This is a genomic window from Halogeometricum rufum (genome assembly GCF_900112175.1).
Classification (GTDB): domain Archaea; phylum Halobacteriota; class Halobacteria; order Halobacteriales; family Haloferacaceae; genus Halogeometricum; species Halogeometricum rufum.
This window is the reverse complement of sequence record NZ_FOYT01000002.1, coordinates 428,617-443,641: the sequence shown is the minus strand read 5'-3', so window position 1 is coordinate 443,641 and position 15,025 is coordinate 428,617. Positions and strand designations below refer to the sequence as shown.

17 protein-coding genes are annotated in these 15,025 nt (G+C 68.7%); 8 read left to right on the top strand and 9 right to left on the bottom strand.

The window, feature by feature from the left end:
- Positions 1–2: 2 nt before the first annotated feature.
- Entirely contained in the window at positions 3–1,496 is a 1,494-nt protein-coding gene (locus BM310_RS11855; protein ID WP_089807954.1) for a replication factor C large subunit, read from the bottom strand.
- Between the two features lie 141 nt (positions 1,497–1,637).
- Between BM310_RS11855 and mntA the strand changes: the two genes are divergently transcribed.
- Both mntA and hepT read left to right on the top strand, forming a co-directional pair.
- Positions 1,638–2,072 (top strand): type VII toxin-antitoxin system MntA family adenylyltransferase antitoxin, encoded by a 435-nt coding sequence (mntA, locus tag BM310_RS11850; protein WP_089807952.1) that lies wholly within the window; start codon positions 1,638–1,640, stop codon positions 2,070–2,072.
- Positions 2,073–2,501 (top strand): type VII toxin-antitoxin system HepT family RNase toxin, encoded by a 429-nt coding sequence (hepT, locus tag BM310_RS11845; protein WP_089807950.1) that lies wholly within the window; start codon positions 2,073–2,075, stop codon positions 2,499–2,501.
- Positions 2,502–2,726: 225 nt separating this feature from the next.
- Here hepT and BM310_RS11840 read toward each other — a convergent pair whose 3' ends face one another.
- Positions 2,727–3,509: a DUF4396 domain-containing protein gene (locus BM310_RS11840; protein WP_089807948.1), complete on the bottom strand. Its 783-nt coding sequence runs from the start codon at positions 3,507–3,509 to the stop codon at positions 2,727–2,729.
- Between the two features lie 247 nt (positions 3,510–3,756).
- Positions 3,757–4,782 carry a DUF7544 domain-containing protein gene (locus tag BM310_RS11835; RefSeq protein ID WP_089807946.1) on the bottom strand — a complete coding sequence of 342 codons (1,026 nt, stop codon included), beginning with the start codon at positions 4,780–4,782 and terminating at the stop codon, positions 3,757–3,759.
- 242 nt (positions 4,783–5,024) lie between these two features.
- On the opposite strand from BM310_RS11835, the gene BM310_RS11830 reads away from it, so the two are divergent.
- The 4 genes from BM310_RS11830 (at position 5,025) to BM310_RS11815 (ending at position 7,425) form a co-directional block, all read left to right on the top strand.
- Entirely contained in the window at positions 5,025–5,477 is a 453-nt protein-coding gene (locus BM310_RS11830; RefSeq protein WP_089807944.1) for a pyridoxamine 5'-phosphate oxidase family protein, read from the top strand.
- Positions 5,478–5,522: 45 nt separating this feature from the next.
- A complete protein-coding gene (locus tag BM310_RS11825) occupies positions 5,523–6,161 on the top strand; it encodes a GNAT family N-acetyltransferase (protein ID WP_089807942.1) in 639 nt (212 codons plus the stop codon).
- Entirely contained in the window at positions 6,148–6,777 is a 630-nt protein-coding gene (locus BM310_RS11820) for a GNAT family N-acetyltransferase (RefSeq protein ID WP_089807940.1), read from the top strand. Before BM310_RS11825 ends, BM310_RS11820 begins: the two co-directional genes overlap by 14 nt.
- 78 nt (positions 6,778–6,855) lie before the next feature.
- The gene (locus tag BM310_RS11815; RefSeq protein ID WP_089807938.1) at positions 6,856–7,425 is read left to right on the top strand and encodes a transporter; all 570 of its coding nucleotides are present in this window, start codon (positions 6,856–6,858) and stop codon (positions 7,423–7,425) included.
- Here BM310_RS11815 and BM310_RS11810 read toward each other — a convergent pair whose 3' ends face one another.
- Positions 7,426–7,920, bottom strand: coding sequence for a GNAT family N-acetyltransferase (locus BM310_RS11810; protein ID WP_245778483.1), 495 nt, complete (start codon positions 7,918–7,920; stop codon positions 7,426–7,428). It lies immediately after the preceding gene.
- A 69-nt stretch (positions 7,921–7,989) separates the two neighbouring features.
- Complete coding sequence (locus tag BM310_RS11805) at positions 7,990–8,655, bottom strand: metal-dependent hydrolase (RefSeq protein ID WP_089807934.1); 666 nt, start codon at positions 8,653–8,655, stop codon at positions 7,990–7,992.
- Between the two features lie 169 nt (positions 8,656–8,824).
- On the opposite strand from BM310_RS11805, the gene BM310_RS11800 reads away from it, so the two are divergent.
- On the top strand, positions 8,825–9,532 hold the full coding sequence (locus BM310_RS11800; protein ID WP_089807932.1) for a helix-turn-helix domain-containing protein: 708 nt from the start codon (positions 8,825–8,827) through the stop codon (positions 9,530–9,532).
- Positions 9,533–9,575: 43 nt separating this feature from the next.
- Entirely contained in the window at positions 9,576–9,893 is a 318-nt protein-coding gene (locus BM310_RS11795) for an ArsR/SmtB family transcription factor (RefSeq protein ID WP_177232603.1), read from the top strand.
- Positions 9,894–9,908: 15 nt separating this feature from the next.
- Here the strand turns inward: BM310_RS11795 and BM310_RS11790 are convergent, their stop codons facing one another.
- The 4 genes from BM310_RS11790 to BM310_RS11775 form a co-directional block, all read right to left on the bottom strand.
- Positions 9,909–10,208 carry a hypothetical protein gene (locus BM310_RS11790; protein WP_089807928.1) on the bottom strand — a complete coding sequence of 100 codons (300 nt, stop codon included), beginning with the start codon at positions 10,206–10,208 and terminating at the stop codon, positions 9,909–9,911.
- Between the two features lie 133 nt (positions 10,209–10,341).
- Entirely contained in the window at positions 10,342–11,679 is a 1,338-nt protein-coding gene (hmgB, locus tag BM310_RS11785) for a hydroxymethylglutaryl-CoA synthase (protein ID WP_089807926.1), read from the bottom strand.
- 110 nt (positions 11,680–11,789) lie between these two features.
- Positions 11,790–13,193: a PKD domain-containing protein gene (locus BM310_RS21740; RefSeq protein ID WP_089807923.1), complete on the bottom strand. Its 1,404-nt coding sequence runs from the start codon at positions 13,191–13,193 to the stop codon at positions 11,790–11,792.
- Between the two features lie 69 nt (positions 13,194–13,262).
- Positions 13,263–15,020 carry a hypothetical protein gene (locus BM310_RS11775; RefSeq protein WP_089807921.1) on the bottom strand — a complete coding sequence of 586 codons (1,758 nt, stop codon included), beginning with the start codon at positions 15,018–15,020 and terminating at the stop codon, positions 13,263–13,265.
- Between the last annotated feature and the right edge of the window lie 5 nt (positions 15,021–15,025).

The window sequence follows — 15,025 nt, the reverse complement described above, 5'->3', positions numbered from 1 at the left end:
TGTCAGAAGAAGTCGTCCAGCCCGGACTGGCCGTCGTCGTCCTCGGCGTCCTCGGCCCTGTCGTCGGCGTCGGCGTTGCCGTCCAACACGTCGTCGTCGGCGTCGTCCCGGTTCGCCGCGTCGTCGCCGTTCGCGTCGCCGTCGGTGTCCGCGCCGTCGCCGCCGTCGGCGTCGGGTGCGGCCCCCTCGAACGCTCCGCCGGTGTGTGCTTCCATCTCCGTCTCGCGCATCTCGCGGGCGTCCTCGACGATGGACTGCACCTTGTTCGTCGTCTCGCCGCTTCCGGTGACGTAGGAGACGGCCGCCTCGTCCAGGTCGTACCACGCGGCCATGGCGACGGTCAGGTCGCGGGGCTTGCAGTGGTGGGTCATCGTCGCGAGGAACGGGAGGACGTCACGGCGGGCCGTCCCCATCGAGAATCCGCCCGATTCGGCTATCTTCCGGACGATTTCGTCCCGCGTCGAGTCGCGCGTGGAGCGATACGGCGCGCCGCCGTACTGGGTCCACCCGCCGCGGGTTCGGTCCCGCGCCGCGGCGACGCCCGCGGCGACGTTGTCCGTCGCGTACCGCCAGTAGGAGTAGTCCTGCGTCGCCCTGACGCGGCCCAACCAGACGTCGGCGTTGGCGAGGAACTCGTAGGCGCGGGCGAGTTCGTCGTCGTCGTACACCAGCGACACCTTGTCCTCTATCCACTGCACCTGGTCGTCGGGCGTCTCGTCCACCGCGTACGCCGACTGGAGTGCCTCCTCCGCGGACTCCTCTTTCAGCACGGCGTCGATGAACGCGAACAGGCCGATGGCCCTGTCGCGCGTCCCCGTCACCACGTCCTCGACGGTGAGACGCTCCTTCCCGTCGGCGGCCGCCTGCAGGTCCTTCACGGCCGAGCGCAGGTCGCCGCTGTTCGTCTCCGCGAGTCGGTCCAGGGCGTCGCTGTCGAACTCGATTCCCTCCTTGCGGAGGATGTCACGGAGGACGGGGACGATAGAGCGCGCGGAGACGTCGCGGAACTCGATGTCCTGCGTGGCGTTCCGCAGGCCGTTCGACATGTCGTAGTACTCGTTGGCGATGAGGACGATGGGCTGGTTCGCCTTCTTGACGAGGCGCGTTATCGCGCCCGCGCCGCCGCGGTCGTAGTTGCCGTGGATGTTGTCCGCCTCGTCCATGACGACCAACTGCCGACCCTCGCGCCGGCCGTCGGCGTCGCCCGCCGACGCGCCGGCCAGCGTCGTGTTCATCGCGGCGCGCCCGGCGAAGCGTTCGATGACGTCCGCCGTCCGCTGGTCGGAGGCGTTCAGTTCGACCGTCTCCCACCCCATGTCGTTGGCGAGGGCGTGCGCCGCCGACGTCTTGCCGACGCCCGGCGCGCCGTGGAGGACCACCGCCTCGCGGTGGTCGTCCCACGTCTTCCCCCACTCGGCGAGTGCGTCGCGGGCCTTGTTGTTCCCGCGGACCTCCGCCAGCGTCGAAGGCCGGTACTTCTCCGTCCAGTCTGCCATTGTGTGAGGGTGGTCGGACGGGCGTTTAGTGGTTGCGAATAGTCCACCGGGAATCTCGTTCGAGGGACCCGTCTTTTCGTGCAATCCACTCGTGGCGTACGAGGAGTAAACGTATTACTCCGGAGTCTCGAACAGTACGGCATGGCGAGCGAGGACGAGTCGAACGTCGAGGGAGCGAATCTCTCGGAGATGCGAGCGTACCTCGCCGAGACGCCGGTCGTTTTCGCCGTTCTGTTCGGGTCGCACGCACGAGAAACCGCCACCGAATCATCCGATGTGGATGTCGCCCTCCGGTTCCCCGAGGAGATGACGGACCACGAACGGTTCGACGCTCGAAACCGCATCGACGCTGGACTGCAGGAGTACGCCGACGGGTTCGTAGACGTGAGCGACGTCGACTCGCTTCCGACGCCGGTTGCGTACGCCGCACTTCGTGACGGAATCGTTCTCACCGGCGACGAGCGTGCGGTCGAGACGTACCGAGAACGAATCGGGCGAGAGTACGAGTCGACGGCGAACGAACGGGAGCGGGAGCGCCGTGAGTTCATCGACCGACTCGCCCGGGGCGACACGTAGATGGTCGACGGGGACGTCGTCGTGGACAAACTCCGTCACGTCAATCAGTACACTGACGACCTGAAGCGAATGCGAGGGATGTCGAAGGAGGAGTACCTCGCCGACATGGTGACTCAGCGGGCCGTCGAACGGACGTTCATGAATCTCATCCAGTCCTGTATCGACCTCGCCCAGCACATCCGTTCGGCCGAAGCACTCACCCCGAGTGGGACGTCGAAGAAGGAGATAGAAGCCCTCGGGAACGCCGGTATCCTCTCGGACGAGACGCAAGCGAAGATGGAGGAGGCCGTCGGGTTTCGGAACGTTCTCGCTCACCGATACGGCGATGTCAATCACGACGTCGTCTACGACGTGCTACACGAGGACCTCCGCTGGTTCGGGCGGTTTCAGACCGAAGTCGCTCGGTGGTTCAAGCAGCAGCGGTCGTAAGCGGTAGTCCTCGGTCAACAACGCCATTCCGGCTCTTCACACCCCGACCGAGGAGGAACAGACTGTGCGGTTCGTCCGTCGGATTCCGAGGAGGAGGACGGCCGGCCTTACACACGAACTACACACGATTAGACCGACTGCTCCGTCCAGTCTGCCATTGTAGAAGGGTCGTCCGAGGTGCGTTTAGTGGTTGCGGAGCGTCACCGGCGCGTCGCCACCGGCGACTCAGTCGGCGGCCGACGAACGGCTTCCGCCGCTTCCGTCCATCTCGGCGGGGTTGCCCATCCCCTCCTTGACGCCGGCGACGATGAGCACGGCGTTGACGGGGTAGGCGGCGACGAACCCGATGGTCAAAGAGAAGAACAGCGCCGTCCAGAACAGCGGCGCGGTCCACTTCGCCCCGCCGGCGAGGAGGAGGTCGGTGCCGATGGCGGCTATCTCCATGATGGTGATACTGGGCGTCTCACTCCACAGTGCGTCCTTCACGGCCTCGCCGAACCCGACGCCCTCCTGCATCAGCGGCCCGATGGTGAACGCGAACCCGAACAGGAACGCCATCGTGAACGTCGCCACGGTCACCCAGAACAGGGAGAAGCTGAGGATGATGGTCGACGCGGTGATGCCGATGACTTCGCCTATCCCACAGCCCGAGTAGCAGTGCGAGGTCGAGCGGAACCCTCGCTTCCAGAGCGAGTCGCTGTCGAGTTGCGTCCGCCCCGAGTACCAGTACACCGCCAGCCCGACCGGACCGGAGTAGGCGACGACGAGCGACCAGACGAACTTCATCATCGAGGGGAGGTTCTGGTTTCGCTCGCGGACGTCCCACCAGAGGACGCCGAGAGAGACGACGTTGAGGGTGACCCAGACGGCCAGCGTCACCCAACTGGCGAGGAGCGGCTTGAGCAACTCGCGTGCGGGAGCCAGCGCGTGTTCTACCTGTTTCCCCAGATGGACCGCCCACTCGGGGACGGGCGAACTGGCGAGCGTAACGACGACCGGGTCTGACATCGTCTGTACTCACGGGTGGCGCGTTTTTTCGCTTTCTGGCTTACAAACTGAGCCTCGGGTTCACCCCCGGATTCCGTGAGTCGGGCGCGAAGGCCGCGGGCACGCGTCGCGGCGCGCCTCGGTCACGGGCGCGTCCGGCGCCGCCGCTCCCCGAGAACGGACCGCTGAACTTTCGAAAGGGCGCTCGCTTCGGTCGCTCAGTTTACGTTCCCAAGAGCGACGGCGAGTGGGTTCCGGGCTCGCTCGCTCACTCCTCGACCACGTCCGGTGACCCGCGGACGGCGGCGCGTTGCGTCGGGACGAGGTCCAGCGTCTCGTCCACGTCGCCGAGGACGAGCATCGCGTAGTAGCGCAGGTACGCCTGCACGGGCACCTGCACGAGTGCGGCGACGGCGAGGACGGCGAGACCGAACAGGAGGCCGGCGAGGACGAACACCGCGATGCCGACCGGTTCGGCGACGAACTCGACGAGACCGATACCGAGGGCGAACAGGAGGCCGAACGGGACGAGGAGGACGACGACGAAGACGACGGTGACGATTGCGACGAGGATGCCGCCGACTATCGAGAGGAAGAAGCTCGCGACGGCGTAGGCGAGGTACTGGACCCAGTGGCGAGTCATCGTCGCCCAGAGGCGCCGCCACCCGGCGAGGACGCCGCAGTCGTCTAGAATCATGATGGGGACGACGAAGACGGTGGTGAAGCCGTTGACGAGGCCGGCGACGACGGCGAGGACGACGAACAGGGGCAGGAGGACGACCAGGAGGACGGCGAGCGAGACGCCGCCCGTGAACGGTTCGAACCCCGCCGCGGCGAGGAGGAACGGCGCCGCGAACAGGGCGACGGTGCCGAACACGAAGAAGCCGACGAGCAGGCGGAATCCGAACAGGCGAACGCCCTGTTTCCACCGTCGGCCCCAGTACCGCCGGACCGTCACCGACTCGTTTCGGAGCGACTCGACGAAGACGAACTCCATGACCGAACCGACGAGGGCGAAGGCGAGTCCGAGGAGCACGAAGAAGCCGACGACGCCCGCGACGAGGAGCCACGCGTTCGGCCCGAACACGTCTCCGGGGGGGACCCCCGTCGCGGGGCCGCCGGTGCCGCCGTCCCCGCCGAACGTGTACTGAAAGGAGTTGACGTTCGCGCCGGGGCCGCCGATGAACAGCGCCACGAGGGCGAGTTTCACCCACGCCGTGCGGTCCAGAGAGCCGAGGAACGTTCGCGTCACGTCCAGTGCGTCGTCGACGTCGTCGAGTGCGTGGAGAGCCATAGGCCCCGTACGCTCCCCTCCTATGATAATGTATTGACAACAAGGGTCACGGTGGGAATCGTCGGTAGCGTCAGTGTCGTCCGCACGAGAGCGGTACCGAGAGCGGGCCCCGGCGTTCGCACGCACCGAGAGCGGCGCCGCGCCCGACGAGGCGTTCCGCCCCGTGCCGTCGGTCGCCCCGCCGCCCGAGAAAACGATAAGCGGAACGTCATTTTAAGTCGCCGCCGAGCGTAGATTATCTCATGTCCGACCAGTCCGTCGCCATGAGCCACGAAGAGACAGTCGAGTTCCTCGGGACGGGCGGCACCGGCGTCGTCGCGTTCGCCAAGGACGACGACTCCTACGCGATTCCCGTCTCCTACGGCTTCGACGCGGAGCAGGAGAGCCTCTACCTTCGACTCGCGTTCGACTCGGAGTCGGAGAAACGCGAGTACGTCGACGCGCCCGGTGCCGTCTCCGTCGTCGTCCACGAACAGACGGACGAGGGGTGGAAGTCCGTCGTCGCCCGCGGCCGCCTCACCGAGGTGACCGAGGCGGCACTCGACTCCACCGTCGTCGAGGCGATGCGGACGATGGACATCCCGTTCGTCACCATCTACGACGAACCGACCACGGAGTTGGAGTTCGAGATGTACCGCCTCGTTCCCGACGAACTCACCGGTCGGCGGGAGAAGACGATGCGTGGTGTCGAGTGACACGGCCGGGGTAGCTTCTTTTCGCCGGACTGCGTCCGCACGGTCGTGTTCCCCGTCGAGATACGCACCGACCGCCTCCGCCTCAGGCGCGCGACGCGGGAGGAGGTCGCGTCGCTCGAACTGTACGAACACGGCCGAGAGAGCGCCGCGAGCATCGAAGACGTGACCCGTTACGTCACGTGGAACCCCTACCGGTCGCCGAAGGAGGCCGACGAGTTCCTCCGCCGAATCGAGGACCGGTGGGAGGCCGGCGAGAGCGCCGTCTACGCCGTCTACCCGCGCGACGGCGAGGACGGCGCGGGCGCGTTCGCCGGGACGGCGGGCCTGCACTTCGAGTGGGGCCGCGACACCGCCGCGTTCGGCATCTGGCTCAGGAAGCCGTTCCGGGGTCGCGGCTACGTCAGCGAACGCGCGCGGGCGTTCTTCGAGGTCGCCTTCGACGAACTCGACGTGTCGCTGTGCGCGGCCGAGGCGATTCCGGCCGACGAACGCGCCGTCCGCGCCATCGCGGACTACGTCGAGGCGGCGGGCGGCAGTCGGGACGGCGAGTTTCGCCACCGCGTCGAACGCGACGGCGACCCCGAGTCGACCGTCCGGTTCTCCGTCACGCAGGCGGAGTGGCGCGACGCGGTGGACGAACGGACGGCGACGCTCCGGTGGGAGGACGTCGATGGCGACGAGTGACCTGTTCCCCGCCGTCGTCGAGACGGGCCGACTCAGGCTCGAACGCGCCGGTCGCGACACCGTCGGCGTGCGGGAACTCTACCGCGTCGCCTCCGGCGAGGACGCCGCGGAGACGTTCGAACACGTCCCGTTCTCGCCGCACGAGACGCCGAAGGAGGCGTTCGACTTCCTCCGCGGTTGCGAGGAGCGGTGGGCGGAGGCCGAGAGCGCCGAGTACGCGATTCGGCTCCCGGACACCGGCGAGTTCGTCGGCGTCGGCGCACTCGAGTTCGACTGGGACCGCGACGTGGCCGAACCCGGTATCTGGCTCCGGAAGCGGTTCTGGGGGCGGGGCTACTCCGGCGAACGCGCCCGCGCCCTGCTGACCCTCGCGTTCGACCGCCTCGACGTCGGCCTCGTCGCCGTCGGCGTCGCCGCCGGCAACGAGAAATCTCGCCGCGCCGTCGAGAAGTACGTCGCGGACGCGGGCGGCCGGTTCGAGGGCGTGGTCCGCCGCGGCCTCCCCTTCACCGACGGCGACGTGCGCGACGAGGCGCGCTACACCGTCTCGCAGGCCGAGTGGCGCGACGCGGGCGGCGCGGACGACTCGGTGACGTTCGTCGAGACGCTCCCCTGAGCGTCGCGTTCTCCGTGCGCCGTTCTCGCACGCCGGCCACGAAGTATATACGAAGCGGTGAGAGTCGTCTCGACAGTAATGTCTCCCAGCAGCGTTCGGTCGCCGCGAACAGCGGTCGCCGGCCTCGGAAGCGGCCTCGGAGCCGGCGTCCTCGGCTACCTCCTCGTCTACCTCGCGACGGCGGGGACGATACGGAACTCCGCCGCGTTCGGCTTCCTCGAAGCGTTCGGGAGCGAACTCTCGGTGTGGCAGGTCGTCGGCTGGTCGTTCCTGAACGTCCACGGCGTGAAGACGCTCGTCCCGGGCCTGTTCGGGTCCACGTCGAGCGTCGACCTCGTCGGGACGACGGAGGCGTTCTCCCCGCTCCTGTACGCCGTGCCGGTCGTCTGCCTCCTCGCCGGGGGCGCGGCGGCCGCGACGCTCTCGCGGGCGTCGTCGCCGGCGGACGGCGCGCTCTCGGGGGCGATGGTCGCGTTCGGCTACTTCGTCGTCGCCGTCGCCGGCCTGTTCGCCTTCACCGTCTCGTTCGGCGGGAACGTGGTCCGCCCCGACCCGGTGACGACGGTTCTCCTCGCGGGCCTGGTCGAACCCGTCGCCCTCGGCGGCGTCGGCGGTGCCGTCGCGGGCGCGGTTCGCGGCGGGTCGTAGTCAGAGTTCTCTGGCGACCATCTCGCCCCAGTGTTCGAAGCCGTACCGCTCGTAGAACGCCTGCGCGCGGTCGTTCTCCCGGTCCACGTCGAGCACCATCCGGTCGAGCGGGAGCGTCTGCTCGCGGGCGCAGTCGAGGGCGGCCTCCATCAGGCCGTCCGCGACGCCCGTGCCGCGCGCGTCGGGCGCGACGAATATCTCGTTGAGGACGGCGGCGTCCCAGACGAACGCCAGCGACTCGGGCAGGACGAACGCGTAGCCGACGAGTCCGTCGGCCGTCGCCGCGACGGCGACGCACGTCTCGTCCTCGTCGACGCAGCGGTCGACCCACGCCAGCCACCGGGTCCGGTAGTCGTCGTCGAGTTTCTCCTCGTACGTCTCGCCCTTGTCCTCGCCGCCGGTGTTCGCCCCGATGCCGAGTTCGAAGCCGCGCTTCAGGGCCCACAGGTCGTCGGCGTCCTCCGGTTCGTACGGTCGTATCGTCGCGTCGGTCATCGTTCGTCCGTCGACGCCGTCGGCCATGAACGCCCCGGTGCGAGGGCGGCCCGTCTCGTTCGGACCGACTCACGCCTCGAACAGACCCGCGAACCGGTCGCCGGCCAGTCGCACGCTCACCACGACGGCGGAGAGGAGGACGATACCGAACCGGAAGCCGGTCATGGCGACGGGGAAGACGCGTTCGACGCGCGCCTCCTCGGGGGCCGGTTCGACGCCCCGCGTCGGCGCGGCGTCCAGCACCGTCCGGAACTGGAAGTTGTCCGTCGTCCGGGCCGGTTTCGGCTCCGGCGGCGAGAGGTCCACGAGCGTCTGGACCCAGCCCCGGTCCGTCGAGTAGAGCAGTCGGCCGTCGACCGTGTAGAACCGGTCGTGGAGGGGGTAGAAGGCGTTCACGCCGCCGACGAGGAGGTCCGGGACGATGCCCGCGGCGAGGAGGCAGAACGCCCCCACCCACGCCAGTTTCACGCCGCGCACGCCGAACCGCCGCCGGAGGGCCGACGCCGCGCCGCGACGCGCGTCCCAGAGGAGGAGAGCGAACAGGACGGCCGGCAGGACGAACGTGTGCCCCAGCGACCGGTGCGCACCCGGCAGGAGGGGTTCCGCCAGCACGTCGAGGTCCGGAAGCGCGGTGAACGCGAACACGACGAGGAGGCTCCGCCGGTCGAACTCCGCGCCGAGGAGGGCGGCACCGATGAGTCCACCGAGTGCGAGGTGGACGACGGTCGACGGCATGGGGGAGAGTGACGCGCTCTCCCTCTTGAACGTTCGCCTCGGGTGACCGACTTCGGACCGTCGCCGACACATCGTCGTTCGTCGAACCCGATTTTCGATACCCTTTTGCGCCCGAGTCGCACACGTCGCACCGTATGCACCGGGACGGACGGGGCGCGGGTGACGCTCGATGAGCGAGGTTCCGCGCGACGAACTCGCACGACGTATCGCCGGTGAGATAACGCTGAGCGACGACGCGGGCGCGACCCTCCGCAAGTGGCGGACGGACTTCGACATCTCGCAGACGGCGCTGGCCGAGGAGTTGGACGTGTCGTCGTCGGTCATCTCCGACTACGAGAGCGGACGGCGCGAGAGCCCCGGCATCGGCGTCGTCCGCCGGATGGTCGAGGCCCTCCTCGACATCGACCAGTCGCGCGGCGGCAGTCGCATCCGGCAGTACGCTCGCGTCATCTCCGCGGGGTTCGAGAGCGACATCGTCCAGGACCTGCGGGAGTACGCCACATCGGTCCCCCTCGAACGCCTGTACGAGGCGATGGACGCGACGGAACTCGTCCGCGGCGACCACGACCACGTGAGCGGGCACACCGTCATCAACAGCATCCAGGCCATCACGCGCCTGTCGTCCGAGGAGTTCTACCGCCTCTACGGGCAGTCCACGAGTCGCGCGCTCGTCTTCACGGGCGTCAGTCGCGGCGAGTCCCCCCTCGTGGCGATGCGCGTCGTCAACCCGACGCCGAACGCCGTCGTCCTCCACGGCCTGACGGAGGACGACCTGTGGGAACACGCCCCCGCCCTCGCCAGCATCGACGGCTTCTCGCTCGCCATCTCGAACCGCGACTTGGACGAGATGCTCGACGACCTGCGCGCGCTTCCCTGAGACGGCCACCGGATTCTTGTCCCCGACCGCCGTGTGTGGCTCCGTGTCACGCCGGGGCGCCGACGAACTGTTCGAACTGCTCGGAAACGAACTCGCGCGCGAGATACTCGTCCACACGAGCGACGACTCGCGTTCGGCCAGCGAACTCGCGGGCCGGTGCGACGTGTCGAAGCCGACCGTCTACCGGCGGTTGGAGGAACTCGAACGGCACGAGTTGGTCGAGAAGGAGGCCTGTTACGACGCCGACGGCAACCACTACGCGGCGTACGCCTGCCGGGTCGAAGAGATGACGTTCGGCGTCGACGGCGACGGCGTCACGGTCGAACTCGACCGCTGTTCGCCCGTCGCCGACGACGGGTGACGGGGACGGCCGTCCCTACGTGGACTCCGTCCCTGCGGACGTCCCGAAACTCAGCTTCGTCTCCTCGACGACGTAGATGTACCCGACGGCGATGCCGAGGTACACCAGCATGATGGGGACGTACCACTTCGGCGACATCGCTGGGTTCACGAACGCGGCCCAGTACGCCACCGCGAGGCTGCCGAGTCCGAACGCTGCCGCCTGCCAGTGCCGCGCGACGTCGCGGACGGCACTCTTGACGCGCGATTCGTCCGACTGCCCGTCGTCCGCCGTTGCCTCCGTGGCGGACGCGTCGACACGAGTGTCACCGGTCACGTGCCACCCGGATTAAGAATCGTGATGAATTTATGGTTGGCGGCCGCTCCGTCGCCGCGCCCACGTGGTCGCTGGCCGTCCTGCATCGACTCGCTTCGCCCGTCGGCGACGGCGTTCGGGCGGACGGAGTCCGCTACTCGACGTAGTCGTACCGGCGTTCGTTCATCCGACCCCAGCCCGTGAAGACGAACTCCGATTCGGGAGCGGTGAACTCCTCGACGTCCACCTCTTTGGCGTGGTTGTGGACGTCGTGGATGAGTTCGTACTCGTCGTACGTGATGTCCTGCCGCCGGTCGAGTTGCCCGTCCACGTCGATGGCCTCGACGTGTTCGGCCCACCCGTCGACGATGGTCTCGGCGTGAATCTCGGCCTGCGCGCCGGAACCGTACGACCCGACGAGCATCCGCTTGCCCGCCAACTCGTCGCCGCGTTCGAGGGCGTCACGCAGGGCGGACAGGCGAGCGATGTGGACCGACCCGGTGTACCAGTTGCCGACGTTCCGCGAGATGGAGAGCGTCGGTTCGATGGTGGTGGCGTACCACTCGCGGTACTGCTCGGTCTCCTTCAGGTCGTCCATGTAGGCGCGGATGGCCTCCTCGTAGTCGTCCCACGTGTCGTACTCGCTCTCGCGGGGTTGCATCCCGATTTCGTCGGCGAGTTCGTCCTCGACGTCGGTGTCGCGCGTCATGTGTCGGAAGCCGAGGACGGCCGCCTTCCGGACCATGCCGGGGAACGGCGTGTGGAACGGGATGTACTCGAAGTCGTCGGGGTGGGTGTCGCCCGCGACGGACTCGTAGTCCTCGAGGGCCTCGCGCATCCGCGCGAGGTACACCTGCACCGACCGCTTGCCGTCCACGCTGGGGAACTGCTGGTTCGGCTTCAGGAAGTCCGTCTCGTCGGCGCTCCCGTAGCCCTGTTCGGTCGAGAGTTCGACGATGGACGGGTTCTCCGTGATGAGCATGGCGACGGCGCCCGCGCCCTGCGTCGCCTCGCCGGGGTCACCGCGTTCGTACAGGGCGGTGTCCGTGGCGATGACGAGTGCGGCGCGGCCGCGGTGCCGGCCCGCCTTGATCCAGTTGTACGCGTCGTCGATGCTCTGCGTCCCCGACAGGCAGGCGAACTTGCGTTCGCCCTTGTTCGCGTGGTGGAAGTCGCCGTCGTACACCTGTTCGAGACACCCCGCGATGTACGTCGAGACGGGTTTGGAGTTGTCGAACGCGGACTCCGTCGCCACGTCGATGCGGCCGATGTCGTCGGGCGCGAGGCCCTCGCGGTCCATCAGACGCTTCGCCGCGTTCGCTCCCATCGTGACGATGTCCTCGTAGACGTCCGGGAACGACGACGATGCCAGACCCAGCCCCTTCGTGTACTTCTCGGGGTCCTCGCCCTTCTCCGGCGCGAAGGTGTTCGGCAGGTCGAGTCTGAGTTTCCCCGTCCAAATCTCGATGGCGTCGATGCCGACGGCTGTCATACGTCCCCTCTCCGAAGCCCGGCCATATGGGTTTGTCGATGAGGTGTTACGTCAGGTGTCGAAACGAACGCGGGCGGGCGACGCGCGACCCCCGCCGCAGCGTCACCGACTCAGAGCCACCCGAACAGCAGGCGGAGCAACCACTCCAGCCACCCCGGCCACCCGCCGGCGGGCGCGTCGTTCGGGTCGACGGGCGCGACGCTCACGTTCACCGCGTCGGTGTCGGTGGCCCCGTCGTCGTCGGTGACGGTGAGTCGGACGGTCACCTCCCGGTCGCGGTCGGTGACGACGTCGGTGAGCCTGAGCGTCGGCCGGACGCTGTCGGCGTCGGTCAGTTCGAGGCCGCCGCCGAGTCCGTCGTCGTCGACGACTTCCCACTCGTACGTCAGGTCGTCGCCGTCGGGGTCGGAGCTCCCCGACCCGTCGAGCGTCAGCGACCCGACGACGCCGCCGGCGAGAGCGTGACGCCGGTCGAACCGCCGCGTCTCGGCGTCGGCACCGGCTCCGAGCGTCCCGTCGCGGCCGGCGGTGGGACCGAAGTCGAGTTCGCTCGCCCGCGTCGCCGCCGCGTCGAGCGACTCTCGCTCGCCGTCCCCGAGACCCATCTCGCTGTCGTCGCCCGCGTCGGCGTTCGGCGGTCGGTTGTACTTCTCGACGGTGACCGTCGCGCCGTCGCGTACCGTGTCGCTCCCGTCGGAGACGACGAGGCGCACGCGGAGTTCGTACGTCCGGTCGGTCACGTTCTCGCGAACCTCGAACGTCGCGTTCGGCGTGGCCGGCGAGTCGTCCACGATTCGCGCGGCGTCCGGCGAGAGTCCGTCGCCGTCGGTTATCCGCCACTCGTACGTCAGGTCGTCGCCGTCGGGGTCGGTCGTGTCCGAGCCGTCGAGCGTCAGCGACTCGCCCGCCCGCCCCTCGACGGACCCGCCGCGGGCGACGGCCGAGGGCGGGCCGTCGTCGTCGGGCGTCCGCGTCGCCGTCCCGACCGGCGTCCCCGTCTCCGTCGCCGTCGGCGTCTCGCCGCGGGCGGGGTTGTCGGCCCCCGGCGTCGGCGTCCCCGAGACGGTCACCGACTCGGTGAACAGCACGGCGTTTCGCTCCGCGTCCACCACGCGGACGGTCAGTTCCTCGCCGACGGTCCGACGCCAGTCCAGTCGCCACGTCTCGCCCGCCTCGAACGCGTCGTCGCCGTCGCCGTCGACCATCAGTCCGGGGTCGAACGCGTACTCGGCTCCCCCGGAGTCGTTCTGCACGAGGACGCGGAGGTGCGCCGTCGGTAGCGGCCGACCCCCGGCGTGCGAGAGTTCCAGCGTCTCGCGGGAGACGTCGCCGACGAGGTTCACCGACGTGCCGGACGCGCCGCCGGCCCCGCCGGCGTTCGCGCCGTCGAACCCGTCCGAGAGGTAGAACACCCCGAACGCACTCACGCTCACGACGACGACGCCGAGGAGGAGGACGACGCCTATCGACTCCGCCTGTCCTCGCGTCGAAGCCGACGGCGTCTGTTCGGTCATTGGTCTGTCCTTCGCACGAACCGTTCTGAATCTTTCCGTGCCAGTATCAGATGTGAGATCGGTCTCCGGTCAGTACGGGTCGGTGGCCGTGACGTTGAACGTCTCCGCGTACGACGTGCCGCCGCTCTCGTACTCGACTGTCACCGTCACCTCCTCGTCGGCCATGTTCTGCCCGCTCCCGCCGTTGTTCTGGAACTGGTAGAGGTAGACCGTCGCGCCCTCGCCGGCGGCGAGGGTGGCGTCCGAGGTGAGCGGAACGGTCCCGGACCCGACGACGTACTCGTCGCCGTTGCCGTCGCCGGCCTCGTACCAGCCGTCGTTCGACTGCGGACTGTTCTGACTGTCGGAGCCGACGTCGAAGTACGCCTCGTACTGCCCGTCGCCCTGTCCTCCGTTCGTCTCGTGGAGTTGCTGCACGCTGGACTTCGTCGTGGCGTCCACAGAGACGCCGGTCAGTTCGAGTTCGTCCGACCCGTCGTTCGACAGTTCGAACTGGACGCCGCTGGTCGCGCCGCGGTTGGCCTTCCCCTGTCCGCTCCCGTCGACGAGCGAGAGGGGGCCGGACCCGCCGCCCGTCCCGCCGTCCCCGCTCCCACTCCCGCTTCCGCCCGACGCCTGCACCTCGACGTCGTACTGCAGGTCCGCGGTGGCGTTCGGGTCGAACCCCGCCCGCGACTCGTCCCGGTAGCTCACGTTGACGGTGTCCGGCCCGTCGGTGGCCGGCGCCTCGTAGACGTAGCGGTAGCGCCCGGGTTCCTCGACGGTTCCGTTCGGCACCGTCCCCCGGGCCGCCGAGGCGTTCACCCGCGTCCCGACGGGGTTGTTGTACCGGTCGCGGACCTCGACGACGAACGAGTCCTTCCGGTCGGTGTAGGGGAAGTCGATTCCCTCCGCGCTGGTCAGGTACGCCGGTTCCGCGTCCCCGTCGGCCGACCCGACGCCGACGTTCGCCATGCGGAGTTCGTACGTCGTCCCCGCCTCGAACGCGATTTCGACGGCGTCCGGCCCGGCGTCGGTCACCGCGTGGACGTACCGCTCGTTGGTGGGGTCGCCCGTCCCGTCGTACTGGTTCGTCTCCTCGAGGAGTCGCCGCCACGTCGAGGCGTCCAACCGCGTCGGGACGACGATGGAGACGTTTCCGGGCCGCGAGGCGTCCTGCGAGACGGACACCGTCCGGGTCGACTGGCTCACCGCCCGCGGGTCCACCGACAGCGTCCCCGACCCGCCGCGAGAGAGGTCGCCGGACAGCGTCACGAGCGATATCTGCCGCCCCGAGACCAGCGTCTGGTCGGAGACGGTGACGGTGTTGGCCGACGCGCCCTCGCCGAACCGGTTGTAGAGGACGCCGTTCTCGTAGACGGTCGTCGGCGCGTTCCCGTAGCGGTTGTACGATGGCTGGTAGGCGAGCGCGCGCGTCGGATACGTCCGCGTGCTGCCGTTCCAGAAGTCGTCCGTCTCGGGGTAGTCCGGTTCGGCCGTCTCGGGGTCGTCGGCGACGGCGTTCCGGATCGACACGTCGCCGAGCGACGAAGTGGCGAGCGTTCCCCCCGGCGGCGACGGGTTGACGAAGACGGAACGTGCGGGGTACTCCGTCCCGAGTTCGACCGCCGTCGGCGCCGACGACCCCGTCGCGGCGGTCTGGAGGACGGCGTTCCGTACCTCGTGCATGTCGCCGACGACGCGCTGGTTGTGGCGGTACTCGACCTGTTCGTTCTCCTGAGGAACGACGGCCGCCTGATACATCGACAGCGAGACGACGACGAACCCGAGTAACAGCACCGCACCTATCTGGACGGCGACTGCTCGGTCGTCCCCCCGAAACTCCATACCTC